This is a genomic window from Pseudomonas sp. M5 (assembly GCF_016907075.1).
GTDB classification, from domain to species: Bacteria; Pseudomonadota; Gammaproteobacteria; order Pseudomonadales; family Pseudomonadaceae; genus Aquipseudomonas; species Aquipseudomonas putida_E.
Genome location: NZ_JAFBBH010000001.1, coordinates 4,943,127 through 4,958,470, shown reverse-complemented (window position 1 = coordinate 4,958,470; position 15,344 = coordinate 4,943,127). Strand labels below are relative to the sequence as shown.

13 protein-coding genes are annotated in these 15,344 nt (G+C 63.6%); 6 read left to right on the top strand and 7 right to left on the bottom strand.

All coding sequences use genetic code 11. The features are described 5' to 3' along the window. Positions 1-49 precede the first annotated feature (49 nt). The 4 genes from purM (at position 50) to JOE27_RS22535 (ending at position 2,828) form a co-directional block, all read left to right on the top strand. Positions 50-1,108 carry a phosphoribosylformylglycinamidine cyclo-ligase gene (gene purM / locus JOE27_RS22550; RefSeq protein ID WP_012313138.1) on the top strand — a complete coding sequence of 353 codons (1,059 nt, stop codon included), beginning with the start codon at positions 50-52 and terminating at the stop codon, positions 1,106-1,108. Then, a complete protein-coding gene (gene purN / locus JOE27_RS22545) occupies positions 1,108-1,761 on the top strand; it encodes a phosphoribosylglycinamide formyltransferase (protein ID WP_046787450.1) in 654 nt (217 codons plus the stop codon). Before purM ends, purN begins: the two co-directional genes overlap by 1 nt. Positions 1,762-1,769: 8 nt before the next feature. Next, positions 1,770-2,480: a DUF3108 domain-containing protein gene (locus JOE27_RS22540; protein ID WP_204920003.1), complete on the top strand. Its 711-nt coding sequence runs from the start codon at positions 1,770-1,772 to the stop codon at positions 2,478-2,480. 165 nt (positions 2,481-2,645) lie between these two features. Next, complete coding sequence (locus JOE27_RS22535) at positions 2,646-2,828, top strand: hypothetical protein (protein WP_119688400.1); 183 nt, start codon at positions 2,646-2,648, stop codon at positions 2,826-2,828. A 173-nt stretch (positions 2,829-3,001) separates the two neighbouring features. Here JOE27_RS22535 and JOE27_RS22530 read toward each other — a convergent pair whose 3' ends face one another. The 7 genes from JOE27_RS22530 to JOE27_RS22500 all read right to left on the bottom strand — a co-directional run bounded on the left by JOE27_RS22530 (position 3,002) and on the right by JOE27_RS22500 (position 11,286). Further along, entirely contained in the window at positions 3,002-3,541 is a 540-nt protein-coding gene (locus JOE27_RS22530) for a DUF2058 domain-containing protein (protein ID WP_012313134.1), read from the bottom strand. Between the two features lie 26 nt (positions 3,542-3,567). Beyond that, positions 3,568-4,401 (bottom strand): nucleoside triphosphate pyrophosphohydrolase, encoded by an 834-nt coding sequence (mazG, locus tag JOE27_RS22525; RefSeq protein WP_012313133.1) that lies wholly within the window; start codon positions 4,399-4,401, stop codon positions 3,568-3,570. Positions 4,402-4,462: 61 nt separating this feature from the next. Next, positions 4,463-6,703, bottom strand: coding sequence for a GTP diphosphokinase (gene relA / locus JOE27_RS22520; RefSeq protein ID WP_046787452.1), 2,241 nt, complete (start codon positions 6,701-6,703; stop codon positions 4,463-4,465). 95 nt (positions 6,704-6,798) lie between these two features. After that, positions 6,799-8,157, bottom strand: a complete 1,359-nt coding sequence (gene rlmD / locus JOE27_RS22515; protein ID WP_046787453.1) for a 23S rRNA (uracil(1939)-C(5))-methyltransferase RlmD — start codon at positions 8,155-8,157, stop codon at positions 6,799-6,801. Further along, on the bottom strand, positions 8,158-9,057 hold the full coding sequence (gene cysM, locus JOE27_RS22510; RefSeq protein ID WP_039602020.1) for a cysteine synthase CysM: 900 nt from the start codon (positions 9,055-9,057) through the stop codon (positions 8,158-8,160). Between the two features lie 117 nt (positions 9,058-9,174). Further along, a complete protein-coding gene (locus JOE27_RS22505; protein WP_204919970.1) occupies positions 9,175-10,566 on the bottom strand; it encodes a sensor histidine kinase in 1,392 nt (463 codons plus the stop codon). Between the two features lie 3 nt (positions 10,567-10,569). Beyond that, on the bottom strand, positions 10,570-11,286 hold the full coding sequence (locus JOE27_RS22500) for a response regulator transcription factor (RefSeq protein ID WP_115275445.1): 717 nt from the start codon (positions 11,284-11,286) through the stop codon (positions 10,570-10,572). 194 nt (positions 11,287-11,480) lie between these two features. Between JOE27_RS22500 and JOE27_RS22495 the strand changes: the two genes are divergently transcribed. Both JOE27_RS22495 and JOE27_RS22490 read left to right on the top strand, forming a co-directional pair. Further along, positions 11,481-14,240: a response regulator gene (locus JOE27_RS22495; protein WP_115272983.1), complete on the top strand. Its 2,760-nt coding sequence runs from the start codon at positions 11,481-11,483 to the stop codon at positions 14,238-14,240. 108 nt (positions 14,241-14,348) lie between these two features. After that, positions 14,349-15,338, top strand: a complete 990-nt coding sequence (locus JOE27_RS22490; RefSeq protein WP_204919968.1) for a 2-hydroxyacid dehydrogenase — start codon at positions 14,349-14,351, stop codon at positions 15,336-15,338. Positions 15,339-15,344 lie beyond the last annotated feature (6 nt).

Here is a 15,344-nt window from a genome sequence, read left to right as displayed (position 1 = left end):
GCCGTCACGGTCGTTTTTACGAATCCCTCCCCCTTAAAGGCCTGGATCAATGAGCAAGCAACCCTCCCTGAGCTACAAGGACGCCGGTGTAGACATCGACGCCGGCGAAGCACTGGTCGAACGCATCAAGGGCGTGGCAAAACGCACCGCACGCCCTGAAGTCATGGGTGGCCTGGGTGGCTTCGGCGCCCTCTGCGAGATCCCGGCCGGCTACAAGCAGCCGGTGCTGGTCTCCGGCACCGACGGCGTCGGCACCAAGCTGCGCCTGGCGCTGAACCTGAACAAGCACGACAGCATCGGCCAGGACCTGGTCGCCATGTGCGTCAACGACCTGGTGGTCTGCGGCGCCGAGCCGCTGTTCTTCCTCGACTATTACGCCACCGGCAAGCTCAACGTCGACGTCGCTGCGACCGTGGTCACCGGCATCGGCGCCGGCTGTGAACTGGCCGGCTGCTCCCTGGTTGGCGGCGAAACCGCCGAAATGCCGGGCATGTACGAAGGCGAAGACTACGACCTGGCCGGTTTCTGCGTCGGCGTGGTGGAAAAGGCCGAGATCATCGACGGCTCCAAGGTCGCTACCGGCGACGCGCTGATCGCCCTGCCGTCTTCGGGCCCGCACTCCAACGGCTACTCGCTGATCCGCAAGATCCTCGAAGTGTCGGCAACCGACATCGAGAACACCCAGCTCGACGGCAAGCCGCTGACCGACCTGCTGATGGCGCCGACCCGCATCTACGTCAAGCCACTGCTGCAACTGATCAAGCAGACCGGCGCCGTCAAGGCCATGGCCCACATCACCGGTGGCGGCCTGCTGGACAACATCCCGCGCGTTCTGCCGAAAAACGCCCAGGCCGTGGTTGACGTGGCCAGCTGGCAGCGCCCTGCGGTATTCGACTTCCTGCAGGAAAAAGGCAACGTCGATGAGCACGAGATGCACCGCGTACTGAACTGCGGCGTGGGCATGGTCATCTGCGTGGCGCAGGACCAGGTCGAAGCAGCACTGAATGTTCTGCGCGCAGAAGGCGAGCAGCCTTGGGTCATCGGCCGCATCGAACAAGCCGCTGAAGGCGCTGCCCAGGTCGAGCTGCAGAACCTCAAGGCACACTGATGCCGAGCAAGCCCTGTAATGTTGTGGTACTGCTGTCGGGTTCGGGCAGCAACCTGCAAGCCTTGATCGACAGCAGCCGTGGTGAACACAGCCCGGTACGCATCGCTGCGGTGATTTCCAACCGCGCCGACGCCTACGGCCTGCAACGCGCGGCGGCGGCGGGTATCGCCACCGCCGTACTGGACCACACCGGCTTCGACGGCCGTGAAGCCTTCGATGCGGCGCTGATGGCGCGCATCGACGGCTTCGCGCCCGACCTGGTGGTGCTGGCCGGCTTCATGCGTATCCTCAGTGGCGGCTTCGTGCGCCACTACCAGGGCCGCCTGCTCAACATCCACCCGTCGCTGCTGCCCAAATACAAGGGCCTGCATACTCACCGACGGGCCCTGGAGGCAGGCGACGCCGAGCACGGCTGCAGCGTACACTTCGTCACCGAGGAACTCGATGGCGGCCCTCTGGTCGTACAGGCTGTGGTACCGGTAGTGTCAGGCGATAGCGCCGAAAGCCTGGCCCAGCGGGTACACCAACAGGAACACCAGATCTACCCGCTGGCAGTGCACTGGTTTGCCGAGGGGCGCTTGCGCCTGGGCGAACAGGGTGCATTACTGGACGGCCAGCCACTGCCGGCCAGTGGCCATTTGATCCGACCCTAGGAGAATTTATGCGTCGCGCCCTGCTCTTGGCTCTCGCCGTGCTCGCCCTGCCCCTCCAGGCAGCCGACTTGAAACCCTTCTCGGCCAGCTACACCGCCGACTGGAAGCAACTCCCCATGAGCGGCACTGCCGAGCGCAGCCTGGTCAAAAATGCCAACGGTACCTGGGACCTTAATTTCAAGGCTTCCATGATGATCGCCAGCCTGACCGAGCAAAGCACCCTGCGCATGGACAACGACACCCTGCTGCCGCAGAAGTATCACTTCGAGCGTGGCGGCCTGGGCAAAGCCAAGAAAGTCGACCTCACCTTCGACTGGAACGGCAAGAAAGTCACCGGCAGCAATCGGGGCGATGCCGTCAGCCTGCCGCTCAACCGCGGCGTGCTGGACAAGTCCTCCTATCAGCTGGCGCTGCAGCATGATGTGGCCGCCGGCAAGAAAAGCATGACCTACCAGGTGGTCGATGGTGACGAGATCGACACCTACGATTTCCGCGTGCTGGGTACCGAAAAGGTCACCACCAAGACTGGCCAGGTCGAGGCGGTCAAGGTCGAGCGCGTGCGCGACCCGAGCCAGAGCAAGCGCATCACCGAGCTGTGGTTCGCCAAGGACTGGGACTACCTGCTGGTACAACTGCGCCAGGTCGAGACCGATGGCAAGGAGTATGTGATCGTGCTGCAGGATGGTACGGTCGACGGCAAGTCGGTCAAAGGCAACTAAGCCGCAGCCCGCAAGATCCGTAGCCCCGCCCTGTGCGGGGCTTCTTTTTGCCTGGGCCACATGAAACTTGTTTCATGGTCATTTTATTTACTTAGGCTGCTAACAAACTCTATAAAAGAAGTGCGCGACATTATGTCGCAACCAACTGAGCAGTGGAGTTTAACGATGACAGTCCAAGTAACCGAACGCGACGAATCGAAAATGTCCCACGAAGGCCTGGCCGCAGGCGTGCGGATCTGGGATGTGCACCAGCAAGGTGAATTGGTCGGGATGTTCCATAACGAACACGAAGCCCACCAATACCGGGCAGAGCTTGAAGTGCTGGAAAACCAGCGCGCTACGCAATGACCCACACAGTCTTTTGATTTGGGGCCGCTTTGCGGCCCATCGCCGGCAAGCCAGCTCCTACAGGTACCGCGCAGGCCTCAAGTACTGCGAAATTCCTGTGGAGCTGGCTTGCCGGCGATGGGGCTGCGAAGCAGCCCCAATAGGCGTTACCGCTTAGGCGGGGGTTTTCATGCTTACCACATCAAGTCATCAGGGATCTTGTACGCAGCGTACGGATCGTCCTCATCCGCTTCCTCGACATGGGTGTTGAGCAGCAGGATGCGATGGGGGTCGCGCTCCTGGATCTTCACCGCTGCCTCGCGCGGGATGACTTCGTACCCCCCACCAAACGACACGATCGCCAGCGCGCCATTGCTCAGCTTGCTGCGCATCAGGGCGTTCACCGCAATGCGTTTGACCTTCTTGTCGTCGACGAAGTTGTAGTAGTCCTCGGTGGTGAGCTTGGGCAGGCGAGTCGCCTCGATCAACTGCTTGATCTGCGCGGCACGGGCCTTCTGTTCGGCCTTTTCCTGCTGCTGACGGTTCAGTTCCTGGTCACGCTTGGCCTTCTCGGCCATGGCTTCCTTGGCCAGGCGCTGCTGGGTATCGTCGACTTCGACCTGGCCCTTGTGCTCCAGGCGTTTCTGTTTCTTTTGGGCCTTGTTGGCCTGAGAGACCTGCTTCTGGTTGACCAGACCGGCCTTGAGCAATTGATCGCGAAGGGAAAGACTCATGGATGTTCACTCACTTATTCAGCCACTCAGCCGCAGCTGGGCAGGTTCTTTTCCTGACGTTTGGCTTCCCCCCAAAGGGCGTCCAGTTCGTCAAGGTTACACGATTCGATGGGGCGACCGCTGTCGCGCAATGCCTGTTCGATAAAGCGAAAACGCCGTTCGAACTTGCGGTTGGCGCGACGCAGTGCGTTTTCCGGGTCTTGCTTGAGATGGCGGGCCAGGTTGACGGCGGCGAACAGCAGGTCGCCGACTTCATCCTCGAGGGCCTCGGCATCACCGTCGGCCATGGCCTGCAGCACTTCGTCGAGCTCCTCGCGGACCTTGTCCAGCACCGGCAAGGCGTCTGGCCAGTCGAAACCGACGGTGGCGGCACGCTTTTGCAGTTTGGCCGCCCGCGACAGGGCAGGCAGTGCAGCCGGCACATCATCGAGCAGCGACAGCTGTTCGGGCTCGCTTTTCTCGGCGCGCTCCTGGGCCTTGATTTCTTCCCAGCGTGACTTGACCTGGGCCTCGCTCAGGCTGGGCGTGTCCAGCGGTGCGTACAACTCACCGGTGGGAAATACATGGGGGTGACGGCGGATCAGCTTGCGGGTAATGGCATCGACCACACCGTCGAACTCGAAACGCCCCTCCTCCCGGGCCAGCTGGCTGTAGTAGACCACCTGGAACAGCAGATCACCGAGTTCGCCCTGCAGGTGCTCGAAATCCCCGCGCTCGATGGTGTCGGCAACCTCATAGGCCTCTTCGATGGTGTGCGCCACGATGCTGGCGTAGTTCTGCTTGAGGTCCCACGGGCAACCGTACTGCGGGTCGCGCAGCCGGGCCATGAGGTGCAGCAGGTCTTCGAGGGAATAGGTCATGTAAGCAGGTCCTTCGGCGGTGACTTCGTCGCGGGCAAGCCCACGAGAAGCCACCGCAGTTTCAAGGGGTACGATTACGCCGCGTCTCGATGATGTTCGGCAACTGCGAAATCCTGCCCAGCAGACGCCCCAGCGCATCCAGGCCCGGGATCTCGATGGTCAGCGACATCAGCGCGGTGTTGTCTTCCTTGTTCGAGCGGGTGTTGACCGCCAGCACGTTGATCTTCTCGTTGAGCAGCACCTGCGACACGTCACGCAGCAAACCTGGGCGGTCGTAGGCACGGATAACGATATCGACCGGGTAGGTCTGCACCGGTATCGGCCCCCAACTGACCTGGATCATGCGCTCCGGCTCACGCCCTGCCAACTGCAGCACCGAGGCACAGTCCTGGCGGTGAATGCTCACGCCGCGGCCCTGGGTGATGTAGCCGACGATGGCATCGCCCGGCAGCGGCTGGCAGCAGCCGGCCATCTGCGTGAGCAGGTTGCCGACGCCTTGGATCTGAATGTCGCCACGCTTGCCAGTGCGCGGGCCGGTAGGCTTGCGCGGTACCAGCTCGATCTGCTCGATACGCTCGGGTTCGAGCAACTGCTGGGCAGCGTTGACCAAATGCGCCAGGCGCAGGTCACCGGCACCGAGCGAGGCGAACATGTCCTCGGCGGTCTTGACGTTGGTCTTCTCGGCCAGGCGTTCGAAGTCTACCTGCGGCAGGCCCAGGCGGCTGAGCTCGCGCTCGAGCAACGTCTTGCCGGCGGCGACGTTCTGATCGCGGGCCTGCAGCTTGAACCAGTGGACGATCTTGGCCCGGGCCCGCGAAGTGGTGACGTACCCCAGGTTGGAGTTCAGCCAGTCACGGCTCGGGTTGCCGTGCTTGCTGGTGATGATCTCCACCTGCTCGCCGGTCTGCAGGCTGTAGTTGAGCGGCACGATGCGCCCGTTGATCTTGGCGCCACGGCAGTTGTGGCCGATCTCGGTGTGCACGCGGTAGGCGAAGTCCAGCGGCGTGGCGCCCTTGGGCAGGTCGATGGCATGGCCGTCGGGGGTGAATACATAGACCCGGTCCGGCTCGATATCGACCCGCAACTGCTCGGCCAGGCCACCGATGTCGCCCAGTTCCTCATGCCATTCGAGCACCTGACGCAGCCAGGAGATCTTTTCTTCGTAGTGGTTGGAGCTGGGCTTGACGTCGGTGCCCTTGTAGCGCCAGTGGGCGCAGACGCCAAGTTCGGCCTCTTCGTGCATGCCGTGGGTACGGATCTGCACTTCCAGTACCTTGCCCTCGGGGCCGATCACCGCGGTGTGAAGCGAGCGGTAGCCGTTCTCCTTGGGGTTGGCGATGTAGTCGTCAAACTCTTTGGGAATGTGCCGCCACAAGGTGTGGACGATACCCAGCGCGGTATAGCAGTCGCGCACTTCCGGTACCAGTACGCGCACCGCACGTACGTCGTAGATCTGGCTGAACTCCAGGCCTTTGCGCTGCATCTTGCGCCAGATCGAATAGATGTGTTTCGCCCGCCCACTGATGTCGGCGTTGACCCCGGTGGCCAGCAGTTCGTTTTGCAACTGGTTCATCACATCACTGATGAAGCGCTCACGGTCCAGACGGCGCTCGTGCAAAAGCTTGGCGATCTGCTTGTACTGATCGGGTTCCAGGTAGCGGAAGGACAGGTCTTCCAGCTCCCACTTGATGTGGCCGATGCCCAGACGATGGGCCAGCGGCGCATAGATGTCGAACACCTCACGCGCCACACGCAGACGCTTCTCGTCATCGGCGGACTTCACCGCACGGATCGCGCAGGTACGCTCGGCGAGCTTGATCAGCGCCACGCGCACATCGTCGACCATCGCCACCAGCATCTTGCGCAGGTTCTCGACCTGCGCCTGCGAGCCCAGCACCAGTGACTGGCGCGGGCTGAGGCTGGCACTGATGGCAGCCATGCGCAGCACGCCGTCGATCAGCTTGGACACTACCGGGCCAAAACGCTGCCCGACCTCGGCCAGGGTCACCTTGCCCTCGCGCACGGAGCGGTAGATCACCGCCGCCACCAGCGAATCCTGGTCGAGCTTGAGGTCGGCGAGGATTTCGGCGATTTCCAGGCCGGCCTGGAAACTGGAGGTACCATCGGCCCAGGAATGCTTGGCCGGGTTGCCCTTTTTCTCGATTTCCTGGGTGAACTCGCAGGCCTCTTCGAGTGCCGCGCGATCCAGTGCCGAATCGACGCTCACCACATGATCCAGCCATGCTTCGAGATTGATACTGCCGTCCGTATTGACCGGCTGGTGCACTCTCACCTGTACCATCTTTGTTTTACCTTTCCATACAGCGCACCACTCGGAGCGCTGGCTATCACCGTACGGCTCCCAGTCCATGGGAACCGCACCAAGGGGCCAGCCTGCTAGCCCGCTTCGAATAACGCCATGGCCTCGACATGCGCCGTCTGAGGAAACATGTCGAGAATCCCGGCCCTTTTTAACCGGTACCCTTGGCCGACCAGCACCTGGGCGTCTCGCGCCAGCGTGGCCGGGTTGCATGATACATAAACCAGCCGCTTGGCCTTGAGGCGTGCGATGCCTTGCACCACCTCGAAAGCACCGTCGCGCGGTGGATCCAAGAGTACCGCAGAAAAGCCCTCGGCGGCCCATCCGGCGCCTGCCAAAGGCTGGGATAAATCGGCCTGAAAAAACCGTGCGTTATGCACATTGTTGTCTCGGGCATTGGCCGCAGCCCGATCGACCATGGCCTGCACACCTTCGACCGCCACCACTTCCCGCGCCTGGCGGGCCAGCGGCAGGGCGAAATTGCCCAGGCCACAGAACAGGTCGAGCACTCGCTCGTCGGCCTGCGGAGCGAGCCAGGCCAGAGCCTGCTCGATCATTGCGGTATTGACCTGCGCGTTGACCTGAACGAAATCACCCGGGCGCCAGGCCAGCTCCAACTGCCAAGGTTGCAAGGTGAAGCCCAGCTTCGCGCCAGCATCCACCGGCACCGGTTCACCTTCACCCTGCAGCCACAGCTGCGCCTTGGCCTCGCTGCAGAATGCCTGCAGACGCGCCAGGTCATCGGCCGGCAGCGGCGCCACGTGGCGTACCAGCAGCGCTTCGGCCGTGCCGCTGAACAGCTCGACGTGGCCGATGGCCTGGGGCTTGCCCAACGAACGCAGCACGGTCGGCAGATGCCGCAGAATCGACTGCAAAGGCTGTACCAGCACAGCGCAGTCGTCGATGGCGACGATGTCCTGGCTGGCCTCGGCACGGAACCCTACCTCCAGCTGACGCGCTTTGACATCCCAGCGCACCGCCACACGCGCCCGCCGCCGATAGCCGAATTCCGGCCCGCTCAATGGCGCCGCCCATTCTTGCGGTTGCACACCGGCAACCCGTTGCAGCTGTTCGGCCAAGGTACGCTGCTTGAGCGCCAGCTGCGCCTCATGCGGCAGGTGCTGCAAGTTGCAGCCGCCACACCGCTCGTAATGGCGGCACGGCGCCTGGCGGCGCTCGGGGCTGGCCTGCAGCACACGCTCCAGGCGCGCCTCGACTACCTTGCCACGGGCATTGAGCACGCGTGCCTCGACCGCTTCACCGGCCAGGGCGCCGCTGACGAACCAGGTGCGCCCGTCGTAAAAAGCGATGCCACGGCCGTCACCGGCCAGGCGCTCGATCTCCAGGCGCTGCTTTTTGCCCACGGGGACCTGGGGCGTGCGGTTACCGCCGGCCGGCTGGAAGCGCAGGCCGCTGTTGGTTTTCTTTCTGGACATTTAGCTCGGGTCGAACAGGCCGGTGGACAGGTAACGGTCGCCACGGTCGCAAATGATCGCGACCATTACCGCGTTTTCCACTTCACGGGACAGGCGCAGCATGGCTGCCACTGCACCACCGGAAGACACGCCGCAGAAAATGCCCTCTTCACGGGCAAGGCGGCGCATGGTGTCCTCAGCTTCGTGCTGGGACATGTCCATGACGCGGTCAACGCGGGTGGCATCGAAGATCTTCGGCAGGTACTGCTCGGGCCAGCGGCGGATGCCGGGAATGGCCGAGCCTTCCATCGGTTGCAGGCCAACGATCTGCACCGCCGGGTTCTGCTCCTTGAGGTACTGCGAGCAGCCCATGATGGTGCCGGTGGTGCCCATGGAACTGACGAAATGGGTGATGGTGCCCTGGGTCTGCTGCCAGATTTCCGGGCCGGTGCTGTTGTAGTGGGCAATCGGGTTGTCGCCGTTGGCGAACTGGTCCAGAACCAGGCCGCGGCCTTCGGCCTGCAGCTTCTCGGCCAGGTCGCGGGCGCCTTCCATCCCCTCTTCCTTGGTCACAAGGATCAACTCGGCACCGTAGGCGGTCATCGCTGCCTTGCGCTCTGCGGTGGAGTTGTCGGGCATGATCAGGATCATCTTGTAGCCCTTGATCGCTGCCGCCATGGCCAGGGCAATACCGGTATTGCCGGAGGTGGCTTCGATCAGGGTGTCGCCGGGCTTGATCTGGCCGCGCAGTTCGGCGCGGGCGATCATCGACAGGGCCGGGCGGTCCTTCACGGAGCCTGCCGGATTGTTACCTTCGAGCTTGAGCAGGAGGGTATTGCTGGTTTCTCCAGCGATGCGCTGCAGGCGAACCAGGGGCGTATTGCCGACGCAATCGGCGATGGTTGGGTACTGCAAGGTCATGGTGTATTTCACAATCCGGACGGCAGGGGCGCCTATCATACCGGCAAACCGTTCGCGGCCATATCACGCAATCTGTGGTGGGTATAGCTACAAGCTATAAGCGGCAAACTTCAAGCTTCAAGCTGTAGGTAGCGCCTGTGGCTGCGGGGGTTCCCGCGAGGGGGCGGGCAGGTGTAGCGGCAAGCGCATGCAGAGCTTCAAGCCGCGTTTGCTGTTCTCTGCCCACAGGGTTCCGCCCTGGCGCTGGATCGCACTGCGGGCGATGCTCAGGCCCAGGCCGAAACCGCCGTCACCGGGGCGCGAGCCATCGAGCCGGGTGAAGGGGGCAAAGATTCGCTCCAGATCTTCGTTAGCCACGCCACCGCCTTGATCTTCCAGCCACAGGTGCCAATAGCCACCTTCACGCTGCCCGGCCAAGTACACCAGGCCGTTTTCCGGGGAGTGGCGGATGGCGTTGCGCAGCATGTTTTCCAGGGCCTGGGCCAGATAATTCAGATTGCCCTGCACCCAGCAGTCGACTGGCAGCTCGCAGCGCAAACGCTCGGGCGACCAGCCGCTTTCGTAACTGGCATCCTCTGCCAGCAGGTCCCACAGGGCCTGCACCTGGATCGGCTCAAGGTTCATCGGCGCACGCTCGGCATCCTGCCAGGCAAGCTGCAAGGTGTCCTCGACCAACTGCTGCATGCAATCCACCTCGCGCCCCAGCCGCTCGCGCAGGCGCTGCAGGTCGGTTTCACCGTCGCAGGCCACGCGCAAGCGGCTCAACGGTGTGCGCATTTCATGGGACAGATCACGCAGCAACTGCTGTTGCATCGCCACCGTGCCCTGCAGCCGTTCGGCCATCTGGTCGAAGGCACGGGCCAGCTCGCCCAGTTCGTCATGCCGGGCGATGGTGCGCGAATCCAGCCGTGCCGAGAGCTGGTCGGCACGCCAGGCATTGGCCTGCTCGCGCAACTGGTTGAGCGGCACGATCAGCATGCGGTACAGGCCGACGCACAGCAGCAAGGTGAACAACCCTGGAATGACACCGTTGGTCAACACCCGCCACAGCACCCGGTACTGGCCAGGGTTGAAACGCTCGGGCAGCTCCATCACCAGCATGCCATGCTCCGGCGCCCCCGGGAACGGTATGCGCAGCCAGGGCTGGTCGGTACTGCGCCGGCTCATGGGCCAGTCGACACCGCGCAGGCGCGTGAGCCGGTGCATGACATCGGGGCCGAGCGTGGCGCTGGCGAGCGGTTGCAGATTGATGTCGAGCACGCCTATCCAGCCACGTTCACGCTGGTGCATGGCCGCAACCCATTGGTCCAGCCCGCTGCGGCCACCGCTGCGCCACGCCTGCTCGGCCTCCCCGGCATAGCTGCGCAGCACCTGGCGGGCAGGCTCATCGAGAAAGGCATTCTGGGTTTCCATATGGCGGCCCCAGGTGTAACTCAGGCCGATCATCAGCAGGCAGAAGCCCACCAGCAGGATGGCCAGCTTCCAGAACAGCGAGTGGCGGTCCAGCATGGCCTACTCCGCTTCGCCGGCACTGAGCACGTAGCCCTTGCCCCACACGGTGCGGATCTGCCGGTCCTGGTAGCCGATGCCCTTGAGCTTGCGGCGGATCTGGCTGACATGCATGTCCAGGCTGCGGTCATGCCGCGAATAACCCCGTTGCAGCACCTGCTGGTAGAGAAAAGGCTTGCTCAGCACCTCGTCGACGTTGCGGTTGAGGATTTCGAACAGGCGATACTCGCTAGGGGTAAGGCCTGCCTGGCGGCCGCCGAAGCTGACATCGCAAAGGGTCTCGTCGAACCACAGCTCGCCACAGGCAACACCCGATGGCGGCTGGTGACGACGCTCGAGGGCGACGCGGCGCAGGATGGCCTCGATGCGCACCTGCAGCTCGACCATGCTGAAAGGCTTGGGCAGGTAGTCGTCGGCACCGCGCTGGAAGCCATTGATACGGTCGGCCTCAGCACCCAACGCCGACATCAGGATAACCGGCGTGGCGCTGCGTCGACGCAACTGGGCCAGGGCGTCCAGGCCGTTGAGCCCAGGCAGCAGGATATCCATCAGGACCACGTCGAAGGCTTGGCGACCAGCGGTTTCCAAACCTTCCAGGCCGTTGCGGCACCAGGTCACCTCAAAGCCGCCTCGCTGCAGTTCTTCGTGCAGATAGGCACCCAACACCGGATCATCCTCGATGGCGAGGATGCTGGAAGCATTAATAGTTACGGGATTCATTGGCAACTGCCACATATTCTCAATTGCGCGATTATTGAGCATGCGTACGCCATAGGCAACCGTCCTGCGATCAACGCCCGCCGGCTGGGTGAAAACAGCCATATAAAGGGTGCATTAGGCAGGCAGGCGGAGTAACTTTCCGCTTTGGTCCGTTACCCCGGTAGCGGCGTCCAGGCACATCACAGGAGGCGAGTGTGCTCGATCGTTTGGGAATCAGAAGCCGGGTACTGCTGCTGGCCGTGCTGCCTGCCAGCTTGATGGCTCTGGTGCTGGGCAGCTATTTCACGTGGCTGCAGCAAGACCAGTTGCGCACTCAACTGCTGCAACGCGGCAAGATGATTGCCGAACAACTGGCCCCCCTGGCCGCGCCCGCCATGGCCCGGCAGACGCCTGCGCAGCTGGAGCGGATTGCCGCGCAAACCCTTGAGCAAGCCGACGTCCGTGCAGTGGCCTTCCTCGCCCCGGACCGCTCCCGCCTGGCCCACGCCGGCCCCACCATGATCAACCGGCCACCCAGCGGCGGCACGGGCACTCAACTGTTGGAGCGCAGCGGCAACGATGCCACACGCTACCTGATGCCGGTGTTCGGCCACCACCGCGACCTGGCCACCGAGGCCGTCCCGGCCGAAGCCGAGCGCCTGCTGGGTTGGGTCGAGATCGAGCTGTCGCACGACGGCATGTTGCTGCGCGGCTACCGCAACCTGTTCACCAGCATGCTGCTGATACTCGCTTGCCTGGTGCTCAGCGGCCTGTTGGCGATGCGCATGAGCCGCACCATCAATGACCCGATCGCGCGCATCAAGCATGCAGTCAACCAGCTCAAGGACGGCCACCTCGAAGAACGTCTGCCGGCCATGGGCAGCCACGAGCTGGACGAACTGGCCCGGGGCATCAACCGCATGGCAGAAACCCTGCACAGTGCCCATGAAGAGCTGCAGCACAGTATCGATCAGGCCACCGAGGATGTCCGCCAGAACCTGGAAACCATCGAGATCCAGAACATCGAGCTGGACATGGCGCGCAAGGAGGCCCTGGAGGCGAGCCGCATCAAGTCTGAATTCCTGGCCAACATGAGCCACGAGATCCGCACCCCGCTCAACGGTATCCTCGGCTTCACCCACCTGCTGCAGAAAAGCGAGCTGACCCCGCGCCAGCTGGACTACCTGGGCACCATCGAAAAATCGGCCGACAACCTGTTGGGGATCATCAACGAGATCCTCGACTTTTCCAAGATCGAGGCCGGCAAGCTGGTGCTCGACAGCATTCCGTTCAACCTGCGCGACCTGGTCCAGGACACCCTCACCATCCTGGCGCCCGCCGCCCACGCCAAGCAGCTGGAACTGCTCAGCCTGATCTACCGCGACACCCCGTCATCGCTGGTAGGCGACCCGCTGCGGCTCAAGCAGATCCTCACCAACCTGGTGAGCAATGCCATCAAGTTCACCCGCGAGGGCACCATCGTCGTGCGGGCGATGCTCGAGGACGAGCAGCAAGACAGCGCGCAGCTGCGCATCAGCGTGCAGGACACCGGTATTGGCCTGTCGCCTCAGGATGTGCGCACGTTGTTCCAGGCGTTCAGCCAGGCCGACAATTCGCTGGCCCGCCAGCCGGGCGGCACCGGCCTGGGGCTGGTGATCTCCAAGCGCCTGATCGAGCAGATGGGCGGCGAGATCGGGGTCGACAGCACACCGGGCGAGGGTTCGCAGTTCTGGATCAGCCTGAGCCTGCCCAAGGCTCACGACGACAGCGAGGCGCAGTCGTCGCAGCCGCTGCTGGGGCGGCGCGCGGCGATCGTCGACGGGCATGACCTGGCACGCCAGGCCCTGGAGCACCAGTTGCAGGATTGCGGCCTGAGCGTCAGCCTGTTCGCGTCCTATGAGCAACTGCTGCAGGGTGTACAGGCTGGCTTGCAGGCTGGGATGCCCTTCGATTTCGCGGTGCTGGGTGCCAACCTGGGCAATCTCACGCCCGAACAGCTGGGCCAGTACCACCAGCAACTGGAGCGCTACCACTGCCATTGCGTGGTACTTTGCCCGACTACCGAGCAAGCGCTGTACCACCCTCACCTGCCTAACGGCCACGGCCAACTGCTGTCCAAACCGACCTGCACGCGCAAGCTGCGCCGCCTGCTGCTGGAGCTGCTGCAACCGCGCCGCACGCGGGGCGAACCGGCCCCGCCAACGCGCGGCCAGCGCCAGCCGAAAATCCTCTGCGTCGACGACAATGCGGCCAACCTGCTGCTGGTACAGACCCTGCTGGAAGATCTCGGCGCCGATGTGCTGGCGCTCGACAACGGCCATGCTGCGGTGCAGGCGGTGCAGAGCGAACACTTCGACCTGGTGCTGATGGACGTGCAGATGCCAGGCATGGATGGCCGTGCCTGCACCGAGCAGATCCGCTTGTGGGAAAACACCCAGAGCGGCAGCCCGCTGCCGATCGTCGCCCTTACCGCTCACGCCATGGCCAACGAGAAACGTGCACTGCTGCACAGCGGCATGGACGACTACCTGACCAAACCGATCAGCGAGCGCCAGCTGGCCCAGGTGGTGATGAAATGGACCGGCCTGAGCCTGGGTGTCGGGCCACTGGAGCGCCTGGACGAACAGCAGGCCGAGGGCCAGGATCTACCGGTGCTCGACCCTGAGGAAGGCTTGCGCCTGGCGGCAGGCAAGCCGGATCTGGCGGCAGACATGCTGACCATGCTGCTGGCATCGCTGGCATCGGACCGTGAAGCCATTCGTGCTGCACGGGAGGGCGACGATCACGGCGCACTGATCGAGCAGGTGCATCGGCTCAACGGTGCCTCGCGCTATTGCGGCGTGCCGCAGTTGCGTGCAGCCTGCCAGCGCAGCGAGACCTTGCTTAAACAGGAGCATCCGCAAGCCCAGCAGGCGCTCGACGAGCTGGATGGCGCAATTGTCCGGCTGGCGGAGCAGGCACGCCAGAACGCCTGACCTTCAGGGCCTCATCGCCGGCAAGCCCTCGATGAGGCCGGTGCAGATCAACTTCCCTGCACGCCCGGGTGGCTACAATCCCCCAACCACGATAAAGGAAGCCCGACCATGCGCGCCCTGTTGTTCAGCAGCCAGCACTATGACCAGGAAAGCTTCACGCGGGCCACTTGCGATAGCGCCCTGGAGCTGCACTTCCAGCCCGCCCGCCTGACCCTCGACACCGCAGCCCTGGCTCAGGGTTTCGAGGTGGTCTGCGCGTTCATCAACGATGAGCTCGACGCGCAGGTACTGCAACGCCTGGCCGCTGGCGGGACGCGCCTGATCGCCCTGCGTTCGGCCGGCTACAACCATGTGGACCTGGCCGCCGCCCAAGCCCTGGGCCTGGCAGTGGTGCGCGTGCCCGCGTATTCACCGCATGCCGTGGCCGAACATGCCGTGGCGCTGATCCTGGCGCTCAACCGGCGCCTGCACCGGGCCTACAACCGTACCCGCGAAGGTGACTTCACCCTGCATGGCCTGACCGGCTTCGACCTGCACGGCAAGACCGTCGGCGTGGTCGGTACCGGCCAGATCGGCGCCGCCTTCGCCCGGATCATGGCTGGCTTCGGTTGCCAGTTGCTGGCTTACGACCCCTACCCCAACCCTGAGCTGCTGGCGCTGGGTGCGCGTTATGTGGAGCTGCCAGAACTGCTGCGCGAGGCGCGGATCATCAGCCTGCATTGCCCGCTCACCGAGCACACCCGGCACTTGGTCAACCCGCAAAGCCTGGCCCAGTTGCAGCCCGGCGCCATGCTGATCAACACCGGTCGTGGTGCGCTGGTCGACACTCCGGCACTGATCGACGCCTTGAAAAGCGGCCAGCTCGGGTACCTGGGGCTGGATGTGTATGAAGAAGAAGCCCAGCTGTTCTTCGAGGACCGTTCCGACCTGCCGTTGCAGGATGATGTGCTGGCGCGGCTGCTGACGTTTCCCAACGTGATCGTCACTGCGCACCAGGCGTTCCTGACCCGCGAAGCGCTGGACGCCATTGCCGCGACCACGCTGGACAACATCAACCGCTGGGCGGCGGGTAATGCGCAGAATCTGGTCACAGGTTGATGCTAG

What these genes read in the sequence shown, in the direction of transcription:
- JOE27_RS22490 (WP_204919968.1), top strand. Translation starts at nt 14,349, where the DNA reads ATGCGCGCCCTGTTGTTCAGCAGCCAGCACTATGACCAGGAAAGCTTC.
- JOE27_RS22505 (WP_204919970.1), bottom strand. Translation starts at nt 10,566, where the DNA reads ATGCTGGACCGCCACTCGCTGTTCTGGAAGCTGGCCATCCTGCTGGTG.
- rlmD (WP_046787453.1), bottom strand. Translation starts at nt 8,157, where the DNA reads ATGTCCAGAAAGAAAACCAACAGCGGCCTGCGCTTCCAGCCGGCCGGC.
- JOE27_RS22530 (WP_012313134.1), bottom strand. Translation starts at nt 3,541, where the DNA reads ATGAGTCTTTCCCTTCGCGATCAATTGCTCAAGGCCGGTCTGGTCAAC.
- mazG (WP_012313133.1), bottom strand. Translation starts at nt 4,401, where the DNA reads ATGACCTATTCCCTCGAAGACCTGCTGCACCTCATGGCCCGGCTGCGC.
- cysM (WP_039602020.1), bottom strand. Translation starts at nt 9,057, where the DNA reads ATGACCTTGCAGTACCCAACCATCGCCGATTGCGTCGGCAATACGCCC.
- JOE27_RS22500 (WP_115275445.1), bottom strand. Translation starts at nt 11,286, where the DNA reads ATGAATCCCGTAACTATTAATGCTTCCAGCATCCTCGCCATCGAGGAT.
- JOE27_RS22540 (WP_204920003.1), top strand. Translation starts at nt 1,770, where the DNA reads ATGCGTCGCGCCCTGCTCTTGGCTCTCGCCGTGCTCGCCCTGCCCCTC.
- JOE27_RS22535 (WP_119688400.1), top strand. Translation starts at nt 2,646, where the DNA reads ATGACAGTCCAAGTAACCGAACGCGACGAATCGAAAATGTCCCACGAA.
- purM (WP_012313138.1), top strand. Translation starts at nt 50, where the DNA reads ATGAGCAAGCAACCCTCCCTGAGCTACAAGGACGCCGGTGTAGACATC.
- purN (WP_046787450.1), top strand. Translation starts at nt 1,108, where the DNA reads ATGCCGAGCAAGCCCTGTAATGTTGTGGTACTGCTGTCGGGTTCGGGC.
- relA (WP_046787452.1), bottom strand. Translation starts at nt 6,703, where the DNA reads ATGGTACAGGTGAGAGTGCACCAGCCGGTCAATACGGACGGCAGTATC.